Source organism: Streptomyces sp. NPDC096013 (genome assembly GCF_044763565.1).
In the GTDB taxonomy this organism is placed as follows: domain Bacteria; phylum Actinomycetota; class Actinomycetes; order Streptomycetales; family Streptomycetaceae; genus Streptomyces.
Genome location: NZ_JBIWGK010000001.1, coordinates 1,641,693 through 1,658,778, shown reverse-complemented (window position 1 = coordinate 1,658,778; position 17,086 = coordinate 1,641,693). Strand labels below are relative to the sequence as shown.

Here is a 17,086-nt window from a genome sequence, read left to right as displayed (position 1 = left end):
CTGCCCTGCGGGCGACGACGGGAATGGTCGGACAGGTCCTAGCGCGGCCCCTCGATCACCGAGAACATCGCACCCTCGGGGTCCGCGACCGTGGCCACGCGCCCGTGCGGGCTGTCGTGGGGCGCGGCCAGCGTGTGCCCGCCGAGCTCCGCGACACGGCGGAGTGCCTCGTCCGCGTCGGCGACCTCGAAGTACGTCATCCAGTGCGGGCCCCGGTCGCGGGGCAGGGCGGTGCCGACGCCGTGGATGCCGGCCACCGGGTGGCCGTCCAGGTGGAGGGTGACGTAGTCGAAGTCGGCGGAGGCCACCGGCCGCTGCTCGTAGCCGAACACCGCCTCGTAGAACTTGGCGACGTTCGCGGTCTCGGACGTCAGCAGTTCGTTCCAGGCCGGTGTGCCGTGCACGCCGGTGATGGTCGTGCCGAGGTGGTCGGCGGCCTGCCAGATGCCGAACACCGCCCCCGAGGGGTCGGAGCCGATCGCCAGCCGGCCGGCCTCGGCCGCGTCCAGGGGGCCCACCCCGACCGTGCCGCCGCACATCCGTACCGTCTCGGCCGTCTGGTCGACGTCGTCCGAGGCGAGATACGGCGTCCAGGCGATGGGCAGATGCCGGTCCGGCGGCAGCTGGCCGATGCCGGCGACTTCCTGCCCGTCGAGCAGGGCCCGTGCGTAGGGGCCGAGCTGCTGCGGGCCGGGCTCGAACTCCCAGCCGAACAGCTCTCCGTAGAACTCCTGAGTCGTGGCCATCCCGTGCACCATCAGACTCACCCAGCAGGGTGTGCCCTGCGTACGCCGAGTGTGCGTGTCGCCGTTCAGGCCGGCCGACGCCCGTGCCTCGGTCATCGTCACCTTCTCCTAGGCCCCTTGCGGTGGCCGTGTCGCTTCCGCTCTGCGGATCCGCGTGCCGCACCCGCGTGCACGCCCCGTGCCGATGCTCGCACCCCCTGTGGCGCACCGCGCCCCGGCCGCGCCGTCGACGGACGGCTCACGTGGAGAGGATGGCCGAGCAGCGGCCTCTCCTCCGTTTCCGGACGATTGCCAGGGGGCGTCCATCGGTTGTACAGCATGTGCTCGTTCCCGTACGCCTCGTGATCGAGACTGTCCGGCGGAGCAGAGTAGTCGGACCTGGACGCGGCGGCCACCCCTTGCGCGAGGATGGTGGTCATGAACGCCATCATCTCCGCACCCGAACTGGCGACCGATCTGGCCGGACCGAACCCGCCCGTCCTGCTCGACGTCCGCTGGCAGCTCAGCGTCGCCAAGGCCGCAGGTGAACCCCCCTTCGACGGCCACGCCGCCTACGCGACCGGGCACATCCCAAGCGCCGTCTACGTGGACCTCGATCAGGAACTCGCCTCGGCCCCCGGCGTCGGCGGCCGGCACCCCCTGCCCGACACCGCGCGCTTCGGTGCCGCGATGCGGCGCGCGGGCGTGTCGGCGGGCCGCCCGGTCGTCGTGTACGACGGCGGCCAGGGCTGGGCGGCGGCCCGCGCGTGGTGGCTGCTGCGCTGGACGGGTCACCCGGACGTGCGGGTCCTCGACGGCGGCCTTCCCCCCTGGGAGGGGTCTCTGGAGACGGACGCACCGACCCCCAAGGAGGGCGATTTCACGCCGGAACCGGGTGCCATGGACCTCCTGGACGCCGACGGAGCCGCCGCCCTCGCCCGCACCGGCGTCCTGTTCGACGCCCGCGCGGGGGAGCGCTACCGGGGCGAGGTGGAACCGATCGACCGCGTCGGCGGCCACATCCCGGGAGCCCTGTCCGCCCCGACCAACGAGAACGTCGGCCCGGACGGCCGCTTCCTCCCGGCGGACCAACTGGCCGCCCGCTTCAGGTCCTTGGGCGCCACGGAGGGCACGGGCGTCGGCGTGTACTGCGGCTCAGGGGTCTCCGGCGCCCACGAGGTGCTGGCCCTGGCGGTCGCCGGTATCCCGGCCGCGCTCTACGTGGGCTCCTGGTCGGAGTGGTCCACGGACCCGGAACGCCCGGTCGCCGTGGGCCCGGACCCCCAGTAGGGCCCGTACAACCGGAGTAGCCGTATCTCCGTACGACGACGGGGGCCCGCCACCGAACCGGTGCGGGCCCCCGTCGTCGTACGCGCAACTGCCGTACCACGCCTGCTGTTTCCTGCTACTCCTGCTTCTTCCTGCGTGTCCCGAAGACGATCTCGTCCCAGCTCGGCACCGCCGCTCTGCGGCCCGGACGGACGCCGTCCGCCTCCGCCTGGCGGTCGGTGGAGCCGATGAGGCGGTCGCGGTGGGCTCCCACGGAGCGGGGCATCAGGACGTCCGCGTAGGCCGAGCCGGCCGAGGCCGCGGGGGCCGGGGGCTCTTCCTCCTCCGGTTCCACGGCGGGCTCTTCCGGGGTCTCCGAGGGGCGCTCGGGGACCACCATGTCGCCGCGGAAGCTGGGCACCGCCTCCAGGAGGCTGGTCAGGGAGTCGCGCTCGCTCTCCTCGACCGGCTCCGGCGACGGCAGCGCGGGACGCTCCGGGCGCTCCAGGGCACGGTCCAACGGCCGGTCCCGGGGCAGCCGGGCGATCCGCGGCACGAACGGGAAGCTGGGCTCGGGCGTCGAGGCGAGGTCGTCGGACTCGCCGATCAGCGAGCGCGCCTCGTCGTCGACGGCCTGGACGAGCCGCCGGGGCGGGTCGTACGTCCAGCTCGCCGAGTGCGGTTCGCCCGCGACCCGGTAGACCAGCAGGACCTCCCAGGTGCCGTCGTCGCGGCGCCAGGAGTCCCACTGGACGGTGTCCTTCTCGGCACCGCGCAGCGTCAGGCGCTCCTGGACGGCCTCGCCGAGCTGGGGTCCCGCGTTCTCGCCGGGGCGGCGGACGGGAGTCTTCCGGGCCCGCTCGGCCATGAAGGCGCGCTCCGCGAGGACAGGGCCCTCGAAGCGGCGCACCCGGTCGACGGGGATGCCGGCGAGCTGGGCGACCTCCTCGGCGGAGGCGCCGGCGCGTATACGTGCCTGAATGTCTCGGGGGCGGAGATGGCTCTCCACCTCGATCTCGATCTGGCCGAGGCGGGGACGGTCGCCGCGTACGGCGGCGCGCAGACGCTCGTCAATCGGAAGCGTGTACTCCGTGCTGTCCGCAGCCTTCAGCACCAGCCGTGTGCCGTCGTTAGAGACGGCCACGACACGCAGTTCGGGCATGGGGACCTCCCGGGTGGTGCCTGCCGACGTCACGTGCGTCGCTGCTTCCGCTAGTCGAGTGTGGCCTGCCCGGGTGCAGCCTGCCACAACCTTGCCGAGTTGCCCGGCGTGTCGGGCACGGGCCCGGACTCGCCGTTATGGCACGGTTACCTATTCGCAACGCTAAGTGACCAACTACGTCACCCTGTGCAACGGGCCCCTTATGGGCGGTCCAAAAGCCTGTGGACGCCCTGGCGGGAGGCCTGACCCAGGGCTCGCAACAGTACTCCATTTGGACCACGTGCGTGGATTGGCACGCCGCCCAACTTCTTGTGGGGGGCGGGACTTGGCGGTCTGGGGCGGGGTTCGGGCGATCTTGAAAGTGGCGTACTTCACGCAAAAGCCGGAAACGGAACTATTGGTTTCGGCCGTACGTCCCTTTGTCGTACAGATAGTTGATCAGGTACGGGAAAGGCAGGCAAGGCCCCGGAATGCGTGAAGTGCCCGATGTCAGCAAGAAGCGGATCGAACTGAGCGTCCCTCAAGTCGCCGGAAGCGCGGTGGCGGCGGTGGTGGCCGCCAAGCTCGCCTCCTACTTCGGGGTCTACGGCACGATCCTCGGCGCCGGCGTCGTGAGCGCGATAGCCACCTCCGGAGGCACCGTCTTCCAGCACTTCTTCAGCAGAACCGGCGCCCAGCTCCGTGAGGCGAAGATCACCCCCAAGGAGGCCGTCACCTCCAGGGAGCCGGGACCACCCCCCGCGCGCCCCGGCGAGTTCACCGAGGGCACCGTCTACCGCGCGCGGGTGGGCAGTTGGAAGCGCCCGGTGCTCGCCGCGGCCCTCGTCTTCGGGGTCACGATGACCGGGATCACCGTCTACGAACTGGTGTCCGGCGACAGCTTCAGCGGCGGCAAGGGCACCACGGTCAGCGCCGCCGTCACCGGCCACGACACGTCCTCGTCCCCGAAGTCCGGCGACCCCACGCCGAGTCCGGCCGACTCCCCGTCCGAATCCCAGGAGGGTTCGGCGCCCGCCCCGGAGCCGTCCTCCGGCTCGACCGACACCGGCACACCGTCCAAGAGCGGTGGTACGACGGCCGGTTCGACGCCGACACCGGGTGCTTCGGACGGCGGCGGTACGCCGACCCCCACGCCGAGCGCGTCGGCTACTGACCCAGGACCCTCCGCAAGTAGTCGTTCTGGAAGCGGCGATCAGGGTCCAGCCGATCCCGCAACGCCGTGAACTCGCCGAAGCGCGGGTAGACCCCGGCGAAGTACTCCGCGTCCCGGGTGTGCACCTTGCCCCAGTGCGGACGGCCCTCGTGCGCGGTGAGGATGCGCTCGGCGGCGGTGAAGTACGCCTGATAGGGCGTGCCTTTGAACATGTGCACGGCGATGTAGGCGCTGTCCCGGCCGGAGGCGGTGGACAGGGTGATGTCGTCCGCGGGGGCGGTGCGCACCTCCACGGGGAAGCTGATCCTGAGGTCCGAGCGGTCGACCATGGCCTTCAGCTCGCGCAGGGTCTCGACGAGCGCCTCGCGCGGGACGGCGTACTCCATCTCCACGAACCGCACCCGGCGCGGGGAGGTGAAGACCTTGTAGGGGATGTCGGTGTACGTCCGCGCCGACAGGGCCTTGCTGGAGATCTGCGCGATCGACGGAACCGTGCCGGGCGCCGCGCGGCCGACCCACTGGGCCACCTGGAAGACGCCGTTGGAGAGGAACTCGTCCTCGAACCAGCCGGAGACGGGGCTCACCGGCTTCTCGGGGCCCGCGCTGCGGTTGTTGCGCTTGGTGTTGGTGTTGCCGGTGTGGGGGAACCAGTAGAACTCGAAGTGCTCGTTCTCGGCCCAGAGTTCGTCGAAGCGTCCGGTGACCTCGTCGAAGGTCATCGGCTCCTCGCGGGCCGTGAGCAGGAAGACGGGCTCCACGGCGAACGTGATCGCCGTGATGATCCCGAGCGCGCCGAGGCCGATGCGAGCCGCCGCGAAGACCTCGGGGTTCTCCTTCTCGGAGCAGGTGAGCACCGAGCCGTCCGCGGTGACCAGCTCAAGTCCCTTGATCTGGGCGGCTATCGAGGCGGACTCGCGGCCGGTGCCGTGGGTGCCGGTGCTGGTCGCCCCGGAGACGGTCTGCTCCATGATGTCGCCCATGTTCGTGAGCGACAGACCCTCGCGCGCGAGAGCCATGTTGAGTCTCTTGAGCGGGGTGCCCGCCTCGACCGTGACCGTCAAGGCATCCCGATCAATGTTGCGGATGCCGGTCAAGAGTTGAGGGCGGATCAACACACCGTCCGTGGCGGCGATCGACGTGAAGGAGTGCCCGGTGCCGACGGCCTTCACCGTCAGACCGTCCTCACCGGCCCGCCGCACGGCCGCGGCCAGCTCCTCCACGGAGGCGGGCGAGACCTCCCGCACGGGCCGCGACGCGACCGTACCGCCCCAGTTACGCCACGTGCCGTTCTTCGCGCTCGCTGTGGTGCTCAACGGTGCCTCCCCGACCCGGCGCCGGTCTGCTGAGCCGGCGGTACCCGAGGAAACCGACCGCGACCGCGACGGCACCGGCGACGACCGGAACCCCGTACCCGGCACGCGCGCCGGCTGCGTCGATCACCCAGCCGGCGACGGAGGAGCCGAGCGCGACCCCGACCGCAAGGCCGGTGCTCACCCAGGTCATGCCTTCGGTGAGCTTCGCGCGTGGTACGTGCTCTTCGATGAGGGACATCGTCGTGATCATCGTGGGTGCGATGGACAGGCCCGCAAGGAACAGCGCCACGGCCAGAAGCGGCAGGTTTCCGACCAGTAGGAGGGGGATCATACTCACGGCCATCGTGCATATGCCCAGCAGCCATCGACGTTCCGGGGCTCCCCGGAAGCGCATCAGCCCGAACACGACCCCCGCCGCACAGGAGCCCGCCGCGTACAGCGCGAGGACGATGCTGGCGCCGCCCTTGTGGCCGCGTTCGTCGGCGAACGCCACGGTGACCACGTCGACCGCCCCGAAGATCGCCCCGGTCGCCACGAAGGTGGCCACCAGCACCTGGAGACCGGCCGTGCGCAGCGCCGAGCCGCCGGCCTTGTCGCCACGCGCGCGTGGATGCGGCGCGGGCTCGGTGGCGCGCTGGGAGGTCAGCCAGAAGACGCCGACCGCCAGGAAGCAGGCGGCCAGCAGGGGACCCGCCTCCGGGAACCACGCCGTGGACAGCCCGATGGAGATGATCGGCCCGAAGATGAAGCACACCTCGTCCACCACGGACTCCAGGGAGTACGCGGTGTGCAGTTGCGGGGTGCCCCGGTAGATCGCCGCCCAGCGCGCGCGGACCATCGCGCCCAGGCTCGGTACCGACCCGATGCCGGCGGCGCACACGAACAGCACCCAGTCCGGCCACGCGAAGCGGGCGGCCAGCAGCAGCCCGGCCGCCGCGGTCAGCGCCACCAGGGTCGCCGGACGCAGCACCCGCCGCTGCCCGTACTGGTCGACCCAGCGCGAGATCCGCGGCCCGATCGCGGCGGCGGCCAGCGCGATGGTGGCCGACAGGGCGCCCGCGAGCCCGTAGCGCCCGTTGATCTGCGAGATCATCGTGACCACGCCGATGCCCATCATCGACAGCGGCATACGGCCGAGGAACCCCGCGGCGGAGAAGCCCTTGGAGCCGGGTGCGGCGAACAGGGCGCGATAGGGGCTGGGCACGGTGTCTCCGGTCGGGAAAGGGCTGGGGCGGCTCGGTGGTGCCGCGGTGACGGCTGCGTAAGGTGCGAATGCGGCTGATACAGCTTACGAGCAGGCGGGCCCCGTTGCACCCGTCCGTCACGGGCCTGGATCTCCGTACGTGACGGGCCTGGATCTCCGTCCGGCCCCCCGCCGTTTCCCGGCTGTCAGTGGCGGGTGGCAGGATCGGAGGCATGCCAGACGCGCTCGATGCCACCCCCTACGACGCCCTCCTCCTGCTCTCGTTCGGCGGCCCCGAAGGCCCGGACGACGTGGTTCCGTTCCTGGAGAACGTGACGCGTGGGCGAGGCATCCCCAAGGAACGCCTCAAGGAAGTGGGCCGGCATTACTTCCTGTTCGGCGGGGTCAGCCCGATCAACGACCAGAACCGCGCCCTCCTGGACGCCCTCCGCAAGGACTTCGCGGACCATGGCCTGGACCTGCCGGTCTACTGGGGCAACCGCAACTGGGCGCCGTACCTGACGGACACCCTGCGCGAGATGGTCGCCGACGGGCGCCGCCGCATCCTGGTCCTGGCCACCAGCGCCTACGCCTCGTACTCGGGGTGCCGCCAGTACCGCGAGAACCTCGCGGACTCCCTGGCCGCCCTCCGGGCCGAGGGCCTCGACCTCCCGAAGGTCGACAAGCTGCGCCACTACTTCAACCACCCCGGCTTCCTCGAGCCGATGATCGACGGCGTCGTCGCCTCCCTCGCCGACCTCCCCGAGGACGTCCGGGACGGCGCGCACCTCGCCTTCTCGACCCACTCCATCCCGATCGCCGCCGCCGACAGCTCCGGCCCGGCCGAGGACCACGGGGACGGCGGGGCGTACGTCAAGGAGCACCTGGAGGTGGCCCGGCTGGTCGCCGACGCCGTCCGCGAGCGCACCGGCGTCGACCACCCCTCGCAGCTCGTCTACCAGTCCCGCTCCGGCGCCCCGCACATCCCCTGGCTGGAGCCCGACATCTGCGACCACCTGGAGGAGCGCCACGCGGCCGGCGTCCCCGCGGTCGTCATGGCCCCCATCGGCTTCGTCTCCGACCACATGGAGGTCCTCTACGACCTCGACACCGAGGCCACGGCCAAGGCCGCAGAACTGGGCCTGCCCGTACGCCGGTCGGCCACCGTGGGCGCCGATCCGCGCTTCGCCGCCGCGGTCCGCGAGCTGGTCCTGGAGCGCGCCGCCGCCGAGAGCGGACGGCAGGTCACCCCCTGCGCCCTGGGCGCGCTCGGCGCGAGCCACAACCTCTGCCCGGTGGGCTGCTGCCCGGCCCGCGCCCCCCGCCCGGCCGCCGCGGGCGCCGACAGCCCCTACGCCTGAGGAGCGCCGTGACCGACCCCCTGCACCAGGAACTGCTCGCCCTCGCCCAGGACGCCGCCCGCAAGGCGGGCGCCCTGCTGCGGGACGGGCGCCCGGCCGACCTCGCCGTCGCCGCCACGAAGTCCAGCCCGATCGACGTCGTCACCGAGATGGACATCGCGGCCGAGAAGCTGATCACCGACCTGATCTCCGAACAGCGCCCCGACGACGGCTTCCTGGGTGAGGAGGGCGCCTCCGTGGAGGGCACCAGCGGCGTCCGCTGGGTCATCGACCCGCTCGACGGCACGGTCAACTACCTCTACGGACTGCCCACTTGGTCCGTCTCCATCGCCGCCGAACTGCACGGCGAGACCGTCGCCGGGGTCGTCGCGGTCCCGATGCGGGGCGAGACGTTCCACGCGGTGCTCGGCGGCGGAGCGTGGGCCACGGGCGCGTGGGAGGGCGAACGCAGGCTCGCCTGCCGCCCGACGGCGCCCCTGGAGCAGGCGCTGGTCTCCACCGGCTTCAACTACGTCACCGAGGTCCGCGCCCACCAGGCCGACGTGGCCCAGAAGTTGATCCCCCTGCTGCGCGACATCCGGCGCGGCGGCTCGGCCGCGGTCGACCTCTGCGACGTGGCGTCGGGCCGCCTCGACGGCTACTACGAGCGGGGCCTGAACCCCTGGGACCTCGCCGCGGGCGACCTGATCGCCCGGGAGGCGGGCGCCCTGACCGGTGGACGCCCCGGAGAACGCCCCGCACGTGATCTGGCGATCGCGGCCACCCCTGGCGTCTTCGAGCCCCTCCAGCGGCTGTTGGAGGACTTCGGGGCCTGGCACGACTGACGCTCCCGACACCGGCCCGGCCGCCCCGACGGTGCACGGGCCGAAAGCAGCAGGACCCCGGCGCTGGATTCGCCGGGGTCCTGCTTTTCCGCTGGCCGCACTGATCAGACGCTCGTCGCGCCGACCTCCACACCGTGGTCGGCGGCGAGGCGGCGCAGGTCGTCGAGCTCGGCCTGTTCCACCTCGACGAGGAAGTCGTCGCCCTCGTCACGAGCCCGCGTCAGGTCGGTCTCGGTCGCCCTTATGCGCTGCAGAAGTCCTGCGGTGAATGCGTCCATGCTGCGCCCCCTCGTCCTGGGTCGTGGGTCGTTTGGCACGGGGGTGTGCCGTCCGGAAGGGGCGATCACGTCTGCGGTATGGGGTGCCCAGCGCTGCCCTGGCTGGGCGGCGACGGTGCCGGACACCCACGCCCGCTCTGCGGAAGCGGTTGGACGTACCACAAGGTGGCTTGCCACGTGCAGAGCGTGATCGCGGGGTGTAAAGCCGTCCTCCCCCCGCTCCCTTCCGTGGAAACCTCAACCCACCGAGAAAATCCCGCATTCCCGGGTCTCGCACCGACCTTCATCTCGCTCCAGGCCGCCTTACAGCCGACTTATGGCCGAAAAGGGCAGGATGGAGGTCACACAGCCACGAAGACCCTGCCCGCGTGCGCCGAGGCGCGCTACGCGGGTGGACAGAGGAAGGACAAGCGACGTGCGCGTACTCGTCGTCGAGGACGAGCAGCTGCTCGCCGATGCGGTGGCCACCGGACTGCGCCGGGAGGCCATGGCCGTCGACGTCGTGTACGACGGCGCGGCCGCCCTGGAGCGCATCGGCGTGAACGACTACGACGTGGTCGTCCTCGACCGGGACCTCCCGCTCGTGCACGGGGACGACGTCTGCCGCAAGATCGTCGAGCTCGGCATGCCCACCCGCGTGCTGATGCTGACCGCGTCCGGCGACGTCAGCGACCGTGTCGAGGGCCTGGAGATCGGCGCCGACGACTATCTGCCCAAGCCCTTCGCGTTCAGCGAGCTGACGGCACGCGTGCGTGCCCTCGGCCGGCGCACGAGCGTGCCGCTGCCGCCCGTCCTGGAGCGGGCCGGCATAAAGCTCGACCCGAACCGCCGCGAGGTGTTCCGCGACGGCAAGGAAGTCCAGCTCGCGCCCAAGGAGTTCGCCGTCCTGGAGGTGCTGCTGCGCAGCGAGGGCGCCGTCGTCTCCGCGGAGCAGCTCCTGGAGAAGGCGTGGGACGAGAACACGGACCCGTTCACCAACGTCGTGCGCGTCACCGTGATGACCCTGCGCCGCAAGCTCGGTGAGCCCGCGGTCATCGTCACCGTCCCCGGCTCCGGATACCGGATCTGATCCACTGTGGCCACGACCCCCGCGCCTCCCCAGGCGCCACCGAAGCCCACCTGGGACCCCAGAAGGCCCGAACCGCCGTTCCCCTGGCTGCGTCCCACCATCCGCATAAGGCTCACGCTGCTGTACGGCGGCATGTTCCTGATCGCCGGCATCCTGCTGCTGTCGATCATCTACCTGCTCGCCGCGCAGGCGCTGAACACGGGCAACGAACCACTGTTCAAGATCGTCGACGGTGATTCGATCAAGGTCACCAGCGACAGCTGCACCGCGGTGAACAACGCGAGCAACATCCCGCTGACCCAGTTCAACGCAGCGATCAGCGAGTGCATCGACCACCAGCGGCAGGCCGCCCTGGACAACCTCCTCAGCCGCTCGCTGCTGGCCCTGCTCGGCCTCGCGATCATCGCCTTCGCGTTCGGGTACGCGATGGCGGGCCGGGTGCTGTCCCCGCTGGGCCGGATCACCCGCACCGCCCGCGCGGTGGCCGGCTCGGACCTGTCCCGCCGGATCGAGCTGGACGGCCCGGACGACGAGCTCAAGGAACTCGCGGACACCTTCGACGAGATGCTGGACCGGCTCCAGCGGGCGTTCACCGCCCAGCAGCGCTTCGTGGGGAACGCCTCGCACGAGCTGCGCACCCCGCTGGCGATCAACCGCACGCTCCTGGAAGTGCATCTGTCCGATCCCGGCGCCCCCATAGAGCTCCAGCAGCTCGGCAAGACCCTGCTGGCCACCAACGAGCGCAGCGAGCAACTCGTCGAGGGCCTGCTGCTGCTCGCCCGCAGCGACAACCAGATCGTCGAGCGCAAGCCGGTGAACCTCGCCGAGGTCGCCGAGCAGGCGGTCGACCAGGTGCACGCCGAGGCGGCCGCCAAGGGCGTGGTGATCCGCGGCGACCGGAAACCCGCGGTCGTCCAGGGCAACGGCGTCCTGCTGGAGCGCATCGCCCTGAACCTGGTGCAGAACGCGGTGCGGTACAACGTGCCGGAGGACGGCTGGGTCGAGGTCACCACCGAGGTCCAGCACGGCCACGCGGTGCTGGTCGTCTCGAACACGGGACCGGTGGTCCCGGCGTACGAGGTCGACAACCTCTTCGAGCCCTTCAGACGGCTGCGTACGGAGCGAACGGGCAGCGACAAGGGCGTGGGCCTCGGTCTGTCGATCGCGCGCTCCGTGGCGCGCGCTCACGGCGGTCACATCCTGGCCCAGCCCCGCGAGGGGGGTGGACTCGTGATGCGAGTCACCCTGCCCATCTGAGATCATGTCGCCGACACACGAGGATGTTCGCTTTGCGCGGAATTTCCTGGCCGCTTCTCCGGCACCCCCGTGTGTGATCGATCACAAGCGCGATTTTCAGGCCATCTACTCTCCGTGATCATGCACCCTGTCGGAAAGCCGGGAAAATCCGGGTTTTCGGGGGTCTTGATCACGGGAAGTACACGATGAGGTGCCTTTGAAGAGCGGCATGAGGACCGTGTACGGTCCCCTTCGCCATCCAAGCCGATCACTCTTGAGGGGTCCGGTTGGGTGTCGATTGAGTAACAGACCTTGATGTGAGGCAAAATCTCCGCCTCAGGTCGGGCACAAGTCCGGCCTCTCACGCGTTACGTGCGCTGGAGACACCGCAGACACCCAGAGGGGGAGAGCGCGACATGGCAACGGATTACGACACCCCACGCAAGACCGACGACGACGTCGACTCGGACAGCCTTGAAGAGCTCAAGGCGCGTAGGAACGACAAGTCGACTTCCGCAGTGGACGTCGACGAATTCGAGGCCGCCGAAGGCCTCGAACTGCCCGGAGCGGACCTCTCGAACGAAGAGCTGGCCGTCCGGGTGCTGCCCAAGCAGCAGGACGAGTTCACTTGCATGAGCTGCTTCCTGGTGCACCACCGCAGCCAGCTGGCCCGCGAGAAGAACGGCCAGCCGATCTGCCGCGACTGCGACTGAGGAGGGGTCGGCCGTGACTGGCTCGACCCCACCCTGGAAGCGCCGCTCCCGGCGATCGGGAGCGGACGAAGGACCGACTGTGGGTCCTCATGGCGCGCGTGACGACGAGCGGGGCTCATCCGACCAGGGATCAGCCTCGCTCGAACCGGCGGCGAACCGGGCTGACCTCCCGGTGCCGGCGGACGATCCCGCAGCCGCCCCCGTCGCCAAACGACGGGCGGCGGTGATCCGGGACAAGGCCAAGGAAGGCGTCCGTAAGGGCGGCAGCCGGGCCAGGGCCGGTCTGGCGTACCTCGCGGACCGGATCATCGACATAGCCCCGAGGATCCCCGTACGGGACCTTCAGACGCTTCGGCGGCAGTTCCCGGGCCTCGGCCCCGAGCAGCTCGCCGACAAACTGGTGGCGGGCGCGGCGAACGCGACGTCGACCGTCGGCGCGGGCATCGGCGCCGCGGCGATGCTCCCGGTGCCGCCCGCGATGCCCACCGAACTGGCCGCCGAGATCACCGGTGTGGCCGCGATCGAGCTGAAGCTCATCGCCGAGCTGTACGAGGTCTACGGCGTCCGTCCGCCCGGCGATCTCCGGGAGCGCAGCGTCGCGTATCTGAACTCCTGGTCCGGGGAGCGCGGCATCGACGTGACCAAACCGTCGACCATGAGCACCGCGCTGAACGGCCACATGAAGCGCGAGCTGCGCCAGCAGATCATGAAGCGGATGGTCCGCGACCTGCCGAACCTGATGCCGTTCATGGTCGGCGCCGCCGTCGGAGCGGTCATGAACCGCCGGGACACCAAGAAGCTCGCCGAGCGCATCCGCAAGGACCTGCGCAAGAACCAGATTCCGTGGGACGCGCTGCCCCAGCTCCCGCCCCTGGAGCCCCCGCCGGACCCACTCCGGATGGGTGAGATCCCGAAGGAACTCGGGTATTAGGCGGCCGCCGCCTTCGCGGTCTTCAGCGCCGCCGCCAGCCGCTCCGGCTCGCGGGTCGACAGATACAGGTACGGCGTCGGGTCCTCCGGGTCGGTGACCTCGACGCGCAGTGCCCTCGGGATGTACGAGCGCAGCAGCAGGAAGGCGCGGGTGTCGGCCTTGTAGGTCCGCCAGGCGCGGGCCTCCTCCGGCTCCAGGATCTCCGCCTCGCCCAGGGCCGTCACCGGGATCTTCGCCTCGCCGGCGATCAGCTGGTCGCCCACGATCCGGATGCGGAGCGAGCCGTAGGAGCTGGCCATCACGGATGCTGCCGCGGTGCCGCCGACCAGGCCGCCGAGCAGCGGCAGGGTGCCGAAGGGCAGCAGGATCAGGGCGAAGGAGACGCCCACCAGGAACGAGATGAACCACCACGAACGGGGGGCGGTGAGGCGCTCGTCGTAGGGGGAGGCGGAAAGCTGCATGGAAGCAAGCTTGGCACGGTGTCCGGAAGGTGCCAGGAGCAGGGGGGCCCGGCGCGCAGCGCTGTCAGGCAGGGTGGCCGTGGGTGACGGGCGGGCGGGTAAGGTCTGCGGCTGTGAGTGGTACTTCTCCAGCTCTTAAGCCCCCGTCCGACGCCGTGAAACCGGTGCGGCACCCTGACGCGCCCGCGCCGGGTGAGCTGCTCGGTGCGCACTACGAACAGTGTTTCGGATGTGGCGGCGACCAGTCGCACGGGCTGCACCTGGCGGCGCGCGCCGGTGAGGGCGTGACCATCACCGCCGAGTTCACCGTGCGGGCCGCCCACCAGGGCGCCCCGGGCCTCGCGCACGGCGGGGTGCTCGCCAGCGCGCTGGACGAGACCCTCGGCTCGCTGAACTGGCTGCTGCGCACGATCGCGGTGACCGGCCGCCTGGAGACCGACTTCGTCCGGCCGGTGCCCGTGGACACCGTGCTGTACCTGGAGGCGGAGGTGACGGCGGTGGCCGGCCGGAAGATCTACTCGACCGCCACCGGACGCATCGGCGGCCCCGAGGGTCCCGTCGCGGTGCGTGCCGACGCCCTGTTCATCGAGGTGAAGGTCGACCACTTCATCGACAACGGCCGCCCGCAGGAGATCCGGGCCGCCATGGACGACCCGGACCAGGTCCGGCGTACCCGTGCCTTCGAGGTGAACCCGTGAGCCGTAGCCCCCGTCAAGAGCTCGCCGTGCTGATTCGCCGCGTCGACCCCGACGTACCGCTTCCGTCGTACGAGCACCCCGGGGACGCGGGAGCCGATCTGCGGACCACCGAGGAGCGGGAACTGAAGCCGGGGGAACGGGCCGTACTGCCCACGGGGGTGTCTATCGCGCTCCCCGAGGGGTACGCGGCCTTCGTGCACCCTCGTTCTGGGCTCGCCGCCCGCTGCGGTGTCGCCCTCGTGAATGCCCCGGGGACGGTTGATGCCGGGTACCGTGGGGAGATCAAGGTGATCGTGGTGAATCTCGACCCGTACGAGTCGGTACGGTTCGAGCGCTTCGACCGGATCGCCCAGCTGGTCGTCCAGCAGGTCGAGAGGGTCCGCTTCCAGGAGGTCGCGGAACTTCCCGATTCGGCGCGGGCCGAGGGGGGCTTCGGGTCCACCGGCGGTCATGCCGCCGTGGGCGGCACCACGGGTGGGAATCGATACGCTTCGGTCGTATCCGACCGGGAAGGACAGTGACGTGTTCGGACGTCGCAAGAAGGGCACTGCCGCCGAGGACGCGGCGAGCGAGGCCGAGCAGGTCGTCGACCACGTCGACACGGAGGCGGACGGACCGGTCGAGCGCGTGAAGCTCGAGCCGGAGCCCCGCCCCGACGGACCCTGGGACGACTCGGAGATCGGCGACCCCGCCGAGGGCCGGGTGGACCTGGGCGGTCTGTTCGTGCCGGGAGTCGACGGCATGGAGCTGCGGGTCGAGGTCGCGGGTGACGCGATCGTCGCCGCCACCGTGGTCCTCAAGGACAGTGCCATCCAGTTGCAGGCCTTCGCCGCTCCCAAGCGCGAGGGCATCTGGGGTGAGGTCCGCGAGGAGATCGCCAGCGGCATCACCCAGCAGGGTGGCATCGTCGACGAGGTCGAGGGACCGCTGGGCTGGGAGCTGCGCGCGCAGGTCCCAGTGCAGCTGCCGGACGGCACGGGCGGTTTCCAGGTGGTGCGGTTCGTCGGTGTGGACGGTTCGCGCTGGTTCCTGCGCGGGGTGATCTCCGGGCAGGGCGCGGTACAGCCGCAGGCGGCCGGTCTGCTGGAGCAGATCTTCCGGGACACGGTCGTCGTGCGCGGCGAGGGCCCGATGGCGCCCCGCGACCCGATCGTCCTGAAGCTGCCGAACGACGCGCAGATGGTTCCCGAGGGTGTCCAGCAGGAGGAGGCGGGTTCCCGCTTCTCCGGCGGCATGGGCCAGTTGCAGCGCGGACCGGAGATCACCGAGGTCCGCTAGCGGGAAGAGACGTACGGGAACACGCCGTACGGCACAGTCGTAGCCGAAAGGGCCGTACCCCTCCCCGGGGTGCGGCCCTTTCGGCGTGTTCGGCATGCGGGGACTCTTGACGGCGTATTGGTCTGTACCTATCGTCTCGGCTCAACGCCCATGTTCATGAGGGTGCTCTGTGTTCACATACGAGAACGGAGTCACCGTGCGCCGCGCTGCCCTGCTCTCCGTCGTCACCGCGCTGGTCCTGGGCTTCTTCGCCCAGCCCGGCACCACCGCCCAGGCCGCCCCCGCCACCTTCGTCCACCCCGGAGTCGACGTCTCCAGGAGCCAGCTGGACTTCGCCCGCACCGAGGCCCTCGCCGGCGCCCAGCCCTGGAAGGGTGCCTACGACCAGATGATGGCCAGCTCCTACGCGAGTCTGAGCCGGACCCCGAAGCCCAGAGCCGTCGTCGAGTGCGGCTCCTACTCCAACCCCAACTACGGCTGCACCGACGAGCGCGAGGACGCCATCGCGGCCTACACCGACGCGCTCGCCTGGTACATCACCAAGGACGCGCGCTACGCCCAGAAGGCCATCGAGATCATGGACGCCTGGTCGGCCACGATCACCGGCCACACCAACAGCAACGCGCCCCTCCAGACCGGCTGGGCCGGCGCCTCCTGGCCCAAGGCCGCCGAGATCATCAAGTACACGTACACCGGGACGTGGGCCAACTCGGCCCGCTTCGCGACCATGCTGCGGAACGTGTACCTCCCGGAGATCATCAACGGCTCCAATTCCAACGGGAACTGGGAGCTGACCATGATGGACGCCGCCATCGGCATCTCCGTCTTCCTGGAGGACAGGACGTCGTACGACAAGGCGATGGCGCTCTTCAGGACGCGGACGGCCGCGTACGTCTACCTCGCCTCGGACGGTTCCGTGCCCAAGACCGTGCCGAGCCAGAACCTCAACACCACGGCCAAGATCGTCAGTTACTGGCAGGGCCAGTCGACCTTCGTCACCGGCCTCACCCAGGAGACGTGCCGCGACCTCACGCACACCGGGTACGGCATCTCGTCGATCTCGCACGTCGCCGAGACCAGCCGCATCCAGGGCACCGACCTGTACGGCACGGACGTGGGCGAGCGGCTGCGGCAGGCGCTCGGATTCCAGGCCAAGTACCAGCTGGGGGCCGCCGTCCCGAGCTGGCTGTGCGGCGGCTCCCTGAACCTCGGGCTCGGGCCGGTCACCGAGGTCGGGTACAACGCGCTGCACAACCGGCTGGGCATCGCGATGACCAACACCCAGACCCTCACCCAGAACAACCGCCCGGCCGGCACGAACAACCTCTTCGTGGCCTGGGAGACCCTCACGCACGGCGACAACCCCAACTGAACAGCGCCCCGCCCTGATGCCCGTACGGTGCCGACGGTGCCGTACGGGCATCAGGGATGT

At 70.6% G+C, this 17,086-nt stretch carries 18 protein-coding genes; 12 read left to right on the top strand and 6 right to left on the bottom strand.

Features of this window, described 5'->3' with window-relative positions:
- Window positions 1-38: 38 nt before the first annotated feature.
- Window positions 39-842 carry a VOC family protein gene (locus ACIRB1_RS06970; RefSeq protein WP_352178103.1) on the bottom strand — a complete coding sequence of 268 codons (804 nt, stop codon included), beginning with the start codon at window positions 840-842 and terminating at the stop codon, window positions 39-41.
- 321 nt (window positions 843-1,163) lie between these two features.
- On the opposite strand from ACIRB1_RS06970, the gene ACIRB1_RS06965 reads away from it, so the two are divergent.
- Window positions 1,164-2,015 carry a sulfurtransferase gene (locus ACIRB1_RS06965; protein ID WP_403464801.1) on the top strand — a complete coding sequence of 284 codons (852 nt, stop codon included), beginning with the start codon at window positions 1,164-1,166 and terminating at the stop codon, window positions 2,013-2,015.
- A 115-nt stretch (window positions 2,016-2,130) separates the two neighbouring features.
- Here ACIRB1_RS06965 and sepH read toward each other — a convergent pair whose 3' ends face one another.
- A complete protein-coding gene (gene sepH / locus ACIRB1_RS06960) occupies window positions 2,131-3,156 on the bottom strand; it encodes a septation protein SepH (protein ID WP_266773300.1) in 1,026 nt (341 codons plus the stop codon).
- A gap of 470 nt (window positions 3,157-3,626) precedes the next feature.
- Here sepH and ACIRB1_RS06955 point away from each other — a divergent pair, with 470 nt between their 5' ends.
- Window positions 3,627-4,379: a hypothetical protein gene (locus ACIRB1_RS06955; protein ID WP_403464800.1), complete on the top strand. Its 753-nt coding sequence runs from the start codon at window positions 3,627-3,629 to the stop codon at window positions 4,377-4,379.
- On the opposite strand, the gene ACIRB1_RS06950 is transcribed toward ACIRB1_RS06955, so the two are convergent.
- Entirely contained in the window at window positions 4,303-5,622 is a 1,320-nt protein-coding gene (locus ACIRB1_RS06950) for a D-arabinono-1,4-lactone oxidase (RefSeq protein WP_403464799.1), read from the bottom strand. The two genes, ACIRB1_RS06955 and ACIRB1_RS06950, sit on opposite strands and share 77 nt — an antisense overlap.
- Window positions 5,582-6,826 carry an MFS transporter gene (locus tag ACIRB1_RS06945; RefSeq protein ID WP_403464798.1) on the bottom strand — a complete coding sequence of 415 codons (1,245 nt, stop codon included), beginning with the start codon at window positions 6,824-6,826 and terminating at the stop codon, window positions 5,582-5,584. The genes ACIRB1_RS06950 and ACIRB1_RS06945 overlap by 41 nt, the downstream gene beginning before the upstream one ends.
- A 212-nt stretch (window positions 6,827-7,038) precedes the next feature.
- Here ACIRB1_RS06945 and ACIRB1_RS06940 point away from each other — a divergent pair, with 212 nt between their 5' ends.
- On the top strand, window positions 7,039-8,166 hold the full coding sequence (locus ACIRB1_RS06940) for a ferrochelatase (RefSeq protein WP_403464797.1): 1,128 nt from the start codon (window positions 7,039-7,041) through the stop codon (window positions 8,164-8,166).
- Between the two features lie 8 nt (window positions 8,167-8,174).
- On the top strand, window positions 8,175-8,990 hold the full coding sequence (locus ACIRB1_RS06935) for an inositol monophosphatase family protein (protein ID WP_352178097.1): 816 nt from the start codon (window positions 8,175-8,177) through the stop codon (window positions 8,988-8,990).
- 104 nt (window positions 8,991-9,094) lie between these two features.
- Here ACIRB1_RS06935 and ACIRB1_RS06930 read toward each other — a convergent pair whose 3' ends face one another.
- Complete coding sequence (locus ACIRB1_RS06930) at window positions 9,095-9,268, bottom strand: hypothetical protein (RefSeq protein WP_019061061.1); 174 nt, start codon at window positions 9,266-9,268, stop codon at window positions 9,095-9,097.
- A gap of 415 nt (window positions 9,269-9,683) precedes the next feature.
- Between ACIRB1_RS06930 and ACIRB1_RS06925 the strand changes: the two genes are divergently transcribed.
- The 4 genes from ACIRB1_RS06925 to ACIRB1_RS06910 all read left to right on the top strand — a co-directional run bounded on the left by ACIRB1_RS06925 (window position 9,684) and on the right by ACIRB1_RS06910 (window position 13,217).
- Window positions 9,684-10,337 carry a response regulator transcription factor gene (locus tag ACIRB1_RS06925; RefSeq protein WP_103549594.1) on the top strand — a complete coding sequence of 218 codons (654 nt, stop codon included), beginning with the start codon at window positions 9,684-9,686 and terminating at the stop codon, window positions 10,335-10,337.
- Between the two features lie 6 nt (window positions 10,338-10,343).
- Complete coding sequence (locus ACIRB1_RS06920; RefSeq protein ID WP_352178096.1) at window positions 10,344-11,594, top strand: HAMP domain-containing sensor histidine kinase; 1,251 nt, start codon at window positions 10,344-10,346, stop codon at window positions 11,592-11,594.
- 395 nt (window positions 11,595-11,989) lie between these two features.
- A complete protein-coding gene (locus ACIRB1_RS06915; RefSeq protein WP_005481602.1) occupies window positions 11,990-12,286 on the top strand; it encodes a DUF4193 domain-containing protein in 297 nt (98 codons plus the stop codon).
- A 13-nt stretch (window positions 12,287-12,299) separates the two neighbouring features.
- A complete protein-coding gene (locus tag ACIRB1_RS06910; protein WP_352178095.1) occupies window positions 12,300-13,217 on the top strand; it encodes a hypothetical protein in 918 nt (305 codons plus the stop codon).
- Here the strand turns inward: ACIRB1_RS06910 and ACIRB1_RS06905 are convergent.
- Window positions 13,214-13,678, bottom strand: a complete 465-nt coding sequence (locus tag ACIRB1_RS06905; protein ID WP_352178094.1) for a DUF3093 domain-containing protein — start codon at window positions 13,676-13,678, stop codon at window positions 13,214-13,216. The two genes, ACIRB1_RS06910 and ACIRB1_RS06905, sit on opposite strands and share 4 nt — an antisense overlap.
- A gap of 113 nt (window positions 13,679-13,791) precedes the next feature.
- On the opposite strand from ACIRB1_RS06905, the gene ACIRB1_RS06900 reads away from it, so the two are divergent.
- The 4 genes from ACIRB1_RS06900 to ACIRB1_RS06885 all read left to right on the top strand — a co-directional run bounded on the left by ACIRB1_RS06900 (window position 13,792) and on the right by ACIRB1_RS06885 (window position 17,026).
- Window positions 13,792-14,376, top strand: a complete 585-nt coding sequence (locus ACIRB1_RS06900; RefSeq protein ID WP_352178093.1) for a PaaI family thioesterase — start codon at window positions 13,792-13,794, stop codon at window positions 14,374-14,376.
- Window positions 14,373-14,897: a dUTP diphosphatase gene (gene dut, locus ACIRB1_RS06895; protein ID WP_352178092.1), complete on the top strand. Its 525-nt coding sequence runs from the start codon at window positions 14,373-14,375 to the stop codon at window positions 14,895-14,897. Before ACIRB1_RS06900 ends, dut begins: the two co-directional genes overlap by 4 nt.
- A 1-nt stretch (window position 14,898) precedes the next feature.
- Window positions 14,899-15,654: a DUF3710 domain-containing protein gene (locus ACIRB1_RS06890; protein WP_352178091.1), complete on the top strand. Its 756-nt coding sequence runs from the start codon at window positions 14,899-14,901 to the stop codon at window positions 15,652-15,654.
- A 196-nt stretch (window positions 15,655-15,850) separates the two neighbouring features.
- Window positions 15,851-17,026, top strand: a complete 1,176-nt coding sequence (locus ACIRB1_RS06885; RefSeq protein WP_403464796.1) for an alginate lyase family protein — start codon at window positions 15,851-15,853, stop codon at window positions 17,024-17,026.
- Window positions 17,027-17,086 lie beyond the last annotated feature (60 nt).